7 protein-coding genes and 1 tRNA gene are annotated in these 6,102 nt (G+C 41.5%); 4 read left to right on the forward strand and 4 right to left on the reverse strand.

The annotated features are described in order from the left end of the window. Positions 1-52: 52 nt before the first annotated feature. Positions 53-553 (reverse strand): RDD family protein, encoded by a 501-nt coding sequence (locus CWC17_RS04990; protein WP_055015275.1) that lies wholly within the window; start codon positions 551-553, stop codon positions 53-55. Between the two features lie 292 nt (positions 554-845). Between CWC17_RS04990 and CWC17_RS04995 the strand changes: the two genes are divergently transcribed. Both CWC17_RS04995 and CWC17_RS19335 read left to right on the forward strand, forming a co-directional pair. Next, positions 846-930 (forward strand) — tRNA-Leu (locus CWC17_RS04995). A 120-nt stretch (positions 931-1,050) separates the two neighbouring features. Next, a complete protein-coding gene (locus tag CWC17_RS19335) occupies positions 1,051-1,215 on the forward strand; it encodes a hypothetical protein (protein WP_171042070.1) in 165 nt (54 codons plus the stop codon). 229 nt (positions 1,216-1,444) lie between these two features. Here the strand turns inward: CWC17_RS19335 and CWC17_RS19535 are convergent, their stop codons facing one another. The 3 genes from CWC17_RS19535 to CWC17_RS19545 form a co-directional block, all read right to left on the reverse strand. After that, a complete protein-coding gene (locus CWC17_RS19535) occupies positions 1,445-2,284 on the reverse strand; it encodes a 5'-nucleotidase C-terminal domain-containing protein (RefSeq protein ID WP_249935888.1) in 840 nt (279 codons plus the stop codon). Between the two features lie 171 nt (positions 2,285-2,455). Beyond that, positions 2,456-3,241, reverse strand: a complete 786-nt coding sequence (locus tag CWC17_RS19540; protein ID WP_249935889.1) for a metallophosphoesterase — start codon at positions 3,239-3,241, stop codon at positions 2,456-2,458. A 6-nt stretch (positions 3,242-3,247) separates the two neighbouring features. Then, entirely contained in the window at positions 3,248-3,511 is a 264-nt protein-coding gene (locus CWC17_RS19545; RefSeq protein WP_249929291.1) for a hypothetical protein, read from the reverse strand. A 420-nt stretch (positions 3,512-3,931) separates the two neighbouring features. Here CWC17_RS19545 and CWC17_RS05010 point away from each other — a divergent pair, with 420 nt between their 5' ends. Both CWC17_RS05010 and CWC17_RS05015 read left to right on the forward strand, forming a co-directional pair. Then, on the forward strand, positions 3,932-5,221 hold the full coding sequence (locus tag CWC17_RS05010; protein ID WP_138612254.1) for a M20 family metallopeptidase: 1,290 nt from the start codon (positions 3,932-3,934) through the stop codon (positions 5,219-5,221). Positions 5,222-5,323: 102 nt separating this feature from the next. Continuing rightward, complete coding sequence (locus tag CWC17_RS05015) at positions 5,324-5,947, forward strand: TetR/AcrR family transcriptional regulator (RefSeq protein WP_249935890.1); 624 nt, start codon at positions 5,324-5,326, stop codon at positions 5,945-5,947. The last annotated feature ends 155 nt before the right edge of the window (positions 5,948-6,102 follow it).

Raw genomic sequence — 6,102 nt, forward strand, 5'->3', positions numbered from 1 at the left:
GTTTATTCATTGCATTAAAAAGGGTGACCAAGGGTCACCCTTTTTGCTTTTACTAATCTAGCTCGCGGTAAATACGCTTGTTTTCTTCTTTTGTAAGGGTAACGACCTCTGTTTTTGAAATATAGTCTTGTAGCGCTTTTTTGTTTTTAAAATCAATTAATACCACCAGATTACCTAATCCAAGCAGGGCACTTAGGCTGCGAACAATAGACTGCGGCCAACTAATTAAACATCCTTCGTTAGTTTGTACTTTTAAACGCCATGCGCGCATGCCAATAGTTTGCCCGCTTTTAGTCCAAAAGTAGCCAAAAAATACCAAGGCAACTGTAACAAGTAAGGCGCTTCGAACGCTTGAAAGCAATAACGATTCTTGAATAAGTGCCGATACATCCTCAGCTCCATTTAAGCTAATCACATCAAGTGTAATAAGCCCTTGTACGGCAAATAAATAGAGCACAACCGTTAACATAGCAAATGCAATAATGGCTAACGTATCGTAAACTAAGGACGCAAAGCGACGCCAAAACCCAGCACGTGGAAACTCACCCGACATAAATATACTCTCACTATTAATATGCGCGCTAGTTTAGCAAAAAAGCATCTAAATACTAAGCGCTATAGTTTAGCCTAACTGTTTTATGTATTTAGGGGGTATGGAGCTAACCTTATTTATTGTGGGCTGCCTAAATGTTAAGCGATTGATCAGGCTAATGTCATAAAACGCTTGCTGCCACCCCTATTGTTTGTATAATGCTTGGCATAGAGACGAAGGCACATAAATAATCCTTAGCTCTAAAGTGGTTTTTCTTTATCTTCTCGTGTTTAGAAGGTTAAAGAAAAATGATGCCAGCGTGATGAAATTGGTAGACATGGGGGATTCAAAATCCCCTGCAGCAATGCGTGGCGGTTCGAGTCCGCCCGCTGGTACCACTTTTTATGACCCTAACCAAATTGGTTAGGGTTTTTTTATGCCTGAAATTTGAGTGGGGCGGACTCGAGCGCCACTCAAGGTGGCGCTAATAACAACAACAGCCCACCTGCTGGGTGAGAGTGAACCGAAACGAAGTTTCGCAGTTACTCGAAGTGAGTTCATGGATGAACGATGGATACTGCTTCAGGGATGAATTAAGTATTCGTAATAAAATTTGTGGGGCGGACCCGAGCGCCACTGAAGGTGGCGCTAGTATTAGTTACAGCCCATCTGCTGGTACCTAGTACGAGTTATATTTGTTTTTTCACCACCGGCGGCACCATGCACGTTGCCTTGAAGATTTAAATTCATAATAAGGTTTGCAAGCTGGCAGTATTTCAAGCCATTATCCTAGTACTTGAACCAAGCTTGGCGTAAATGTGTTTTTAATAAAAATAAGCCAGCACAACAAAATACAGCGCTGTTAAAAAACAAAAACCAGCAACTAAGCTGGTTTTTGTAGGTTATGTGCTATTAGTTTTTTAAATCTATGCTGTATAGCGCAAAACCATTTTCGTCTGTTTTAAGTGGTGAGGTAGGCGCAACAGCAGGGAGTGTTTGTGCAATAGTAGCTACTTCATCAAGCGGTGATGTTCTAAACACAACATTTAGCTCTGTGCTGGTGGTCACAGTGCTAAAGCGCCAGTTATTATCGGCCGACGGGTCAATACTGCCTGTGCTACTTTTAGCGGCTTCACTAATAATGTAACTACGCAGTACACCGCGGTTTTCATCTGGGCCTTCAAATGTTTCACGGCTGATACCGTCAATCGCTGGGAAGTTTCCGCCACCTGATGCACGATAGTTATTCGTTACAATTAAAAACTCTGCCTCTAAATCTATTGCTTCACCTTGGTATTGCAAGTTAGTAATGCGCGAATTGTTTTCACTTATTAATACGCCATCGTTGTCGTATCGTTTTGGCTGCGTTACGTCAATTTCAAAGGTAAGGCCGTCAATAATGTCAAAGTTAAAAGTGGGAAAAGTGGTATCGAGTAGGTTTTGCTCAGCGCTGCTGTTTACATCAATCTGATTAAACTGACCCGCAGAGCGTTCAAGCCACTCTTTAACATCGCTACCTGTTACTTTTACCATACGAATAGTGTTTGGAAACACATATAAACTAACGGTATCTAGTAGGGTGATATCGCCTGCTTTTACATTGGTGTAATCTTCAATACCATTGCGGCCAGCTCTAAAAGGGGCTGCTGCCGAAAGCACAGGTAAGCCATCAAGCTCAGTGCCTTGAATAAACGCTTTACCCCACGCTATTTGTGCATCTGATACTATTTGAATTGACGGATCGTCTTGCACCAAAGCAAAAAAGCTATAAATAGGGTTTGAAATTTCAGCAAATGGTTCGCTTACCCAATCAATCGTTGCTTGGTGTTCAAGCTCAATGGCGGCAGCTACATCGGTATCTACAGCAGCTAAATCAATAAAGTCGCCGTTTTCATCTGTACCACTAATGGCGCGGGTTTCTACTTATGGGCTGGCCACTTCCCAGCCGCCTTCATCGTTTGGCTCAATAATTAAATCTATAACCCCTAAGTTATTGCCAAAAAATCCAGGCATAACAGCGGGTACGCCATTAAGTTTTCCGTTTACGTTATCAATACCCGCCGACTCATAGCCATCGTACGACGCATCACCGGGAAACAAACGGTGGTTATGACCAAACAATATGGCGTCTACGTCATCTACTTTAGACAGGTAAAGGGCCGTATTTTCAGCGAGGTCTTCTTGGGCGCTGGCTGTTAACCCAGAGTGCGGAATGGCAATAATAATATCGGCGCCTTGTGCTTTCATTTGTGGAATGAACTTTTCAGCAGTAGCAACAATATCTTTTGCAATAACCTTACCTTGTAAGTGTGCGCTATCCCACTGCATAATTTGCGGTGGGGTAAGGCCTAAGTAACCAATTTTAATTGTTTGTTCGTTACCGTTTATATCAAGTACTGCTTTGTCTTGAATGTAATACGGGGTGTAACGGTTTCCATCGTTGTCGTCATCATCCCCATCATCAACGTATACATTGGCATTAATATACGGGAAGTCGGCACCACTTAATGTGGCATCTAAAAACCTTAAGCCAAAATTAAATTCATGGTTTCCTAAGTTAGCTACATCGTAATCAAGTAAGTTCATCGCTTTAAAGGCCACATGGGTTGCGCCATTTAAAATATCGTCTTTACGTACAATCGCTTCGTAATCGCCAAGCGGGCTGTTTTGAATTAAATCACCATTATCAACCAGTACACTGTTTTGCACTTCATTTCAGGCTTCTTTTATAAGGGTAGCAGTATTAACAAACCCTAAGGTTTCTGATGGGGCTTGTGCAAAGTAATCGTAGTTAGATAAATACATGTGTATGTCGGTTGTTTCCATTATACGCAAAGTAACTGGTGCAGGCTCTGGTGTTTCTACAACGACAGGGTCGTTATTATCGTCATCATCAATGTCGCAGCCACTCAATGCGAGTGCAATAGTCAGTGCCAATGTTGATTTTAAAACGTGCTTTTTAGTGATTCGATTTTTCATGGTCATTCCGTGTAATTTAAAAAGAGTACAGTAAAAAAGGTTTATTAAAGTATGATGAACTAAAATGTGAATCCATATTTACATTTTTAGGTGGTGCTATTACAGTAAACAGTGTTTTAGTATTACTTTCAAACTTGTGTGCCTTAGCGCTCGCAGTAAAAAATAAATTTAAAAATGGTGTAGGCTATAACTTGTCAGCACTTTTCGATAACACTAAATCGGTTGTTGGGCTTTATACCAATCCGAAAAAATACTTAATCATTTTGAGAGGCTAAACGTGTCGCTATCTGCGTTAAAAAACTCTTATTTAGAACAACTAAATAGCGAATTTTTTGCCTTGCTATCAACACGTTTATCCATCCTCAAAATAGGTCACTTAATTATGCGAATTGATATTATAAAATAATAAAGGTAAACAGGATGAAAAAATCACTACTTTCAGTGGCATTAGGTTTTGCTGCACTTAGTGCGTTTAACGCACAGGCAAACCTTGATCAGCACGTTAAAAGTGTAGAGCAGCAGGTAATTGAATGGCGACGCGACTTTCACCAAAATCCTGAACTGGGTAATCGCGAAACGCGTACCGCAGGCATTGTGGCTAAACACTTAAAGTCGTTAGGTATGCAAGTACAAACCGATATTGCTTACACTGGTGTTGTCGGTATTTTAAAAGGTGCAAAGCCCGGTCCTACAGTCATGCTTCGCGCTGATATGGATGCACTACCGGTAACAGAAAAAACAGATGTGCCATTTAAATCAACCAAAACCACAAATTTCCGTGGCGTTGATGTAGGTATAATGCATGCCTGTGGTCACGATACGCACGTAGCTATGCTAATGGGCGCTGCACAGGTACTGGCAAACATGAAAGATGAGCTGCATGGCAACATTATGTTTGTGTTTCAGCCTGCTGAAGAGGGCGCACCTTTAGGCGAAGAAGGCGGTGCAGAGCTAATGCTTAAAGAAGGCATTTTTACCAAATATAAGCCAGATGTTGCCTTTGGCTTGCATATCACTTCAAGCCTGCATACGGGTAAAATTGGCTATCGAAGTGGGCCGTTTATGGCCAGTGCCGATCGCTTTGAAATAACCGTACACGGTCGCCAAGCACATGGCTCAGCACCATGGACAGGCGTTGACCCTATTGCTGCCGCTGCGCAAATTGTAACGGGCGTTAACCATATTGTGAGCCGCCAAGTAAATATAACCAAAGAGCCGGCTATTGTGTCGTTTGGTAAAATTGCCGGTGGTGTGCGTAATAACATTATTCCTGAAGAAGTTGAAATGGTTGGCACTATTCGTAATTTTGATATGGATAATCGCGCGCAAATCTTTGAAAATATTAAAACAACCGCTACGCATATTGCCAAGTCGTCGGGGGCAACGGCCGATGTGCATATACACGAAGGTTACCCGGTAACGGTTAATAACCCTGAGCTTACTGCGCAAATGTTACCGAGTCTTGAAAAAGTAGCTGGTAAACAAAACGTGCAAGAAATGGGTAAAATAACCGGCGCAGAAGACTTTTCGTTTTATGCATTAGAAATACCCAGTGTATTTTTATTTTTAGGTGGTACACCTGAAGAACAAGACTTAAAAACGGTAGCAAGTAACCACTCACCGTATTTTTACGCCGATGAATCGTCGTTTAAAGTGGGGACCAAAGCGCTTAGCCAATTAGCGGTAGATTATTTAAATAGCCAAAAATAACGACATAGCTACCCAGCGAGTTAAGTAATTGCTAGCTGGGTTTTACTATTTATATTTACAAGCTGCACAGTGCGTGCGCTTTAAACCAACATGGTTGAATGTATGTCTGAACACCCTTTTTTGGTGCCCAAGCAACAACGTAGCCAACACACCCAAAAAAAACTATTAAAAGCGCTAAATCACAGTTTAAAAAGTAAGTTTTTTGAACACATAAGTATAAAAGAGCTGGCTGATTACGCCGAGGTGTCGGTTGGTACGTTTTACCGTCGCTTTAAAAATAAAGAGTCGCTGTTGCCTATGCTGTATCAAGACTTTGGTATTGCATTAGATAATTGGGTAACCGAGCTTGAGGCACAGCACTATGAAAACTTAGATGCTGTAGTTAACACTTTATGCCATAAAACGTATGTGTTTTTATTATCACAACAGGGAGTATTTAGAACGCTGCATTTAAATTCGCGTTTACACAGTGAGTTATTAGGCACTGATAAACACATAAACAGACGAGTTATTTATCAGCGTTTAGCACAATTAATTAGCCAAACCGATACCAAAGTGAGCGAAATGGCGGCAGGTACAGCAGTATTTTTAATTGTTAGCTCATTGCTTGATAAAGTACTTTACCACGATTTAACCCCTGCGATTGCGTGTGATTTATCGGCGCAGCAATACGCGCAAGAGCTGCCTAAAATTATTTTAGCTTATTTAGGGCGTGTTGATCTTTGATGGTTGAATTTGCAGCAGTATGTTTGGTTTTTAGGCAAGGCAGAGCCTATGAAGTGTGGTTATTCCCCATAAATAGGCGATAACGCTGCATAAATGCCAAACATGCGCTGCCCTTCGGGTTCTGCCTAGGGGCGATAAACTCTTTGTTGCTCGGG

Source organism: Pseudoalteromonas sp. S3785, from assembly GCF_005887365.1.
In the GTDB taxonomy this organism is placed as follows: domain Bacteria; phylum Pseudomonadota; class Gammaproteobacteria; order Enterobacterales; family Alteromonadaceae; genus Pseudoalteromonas.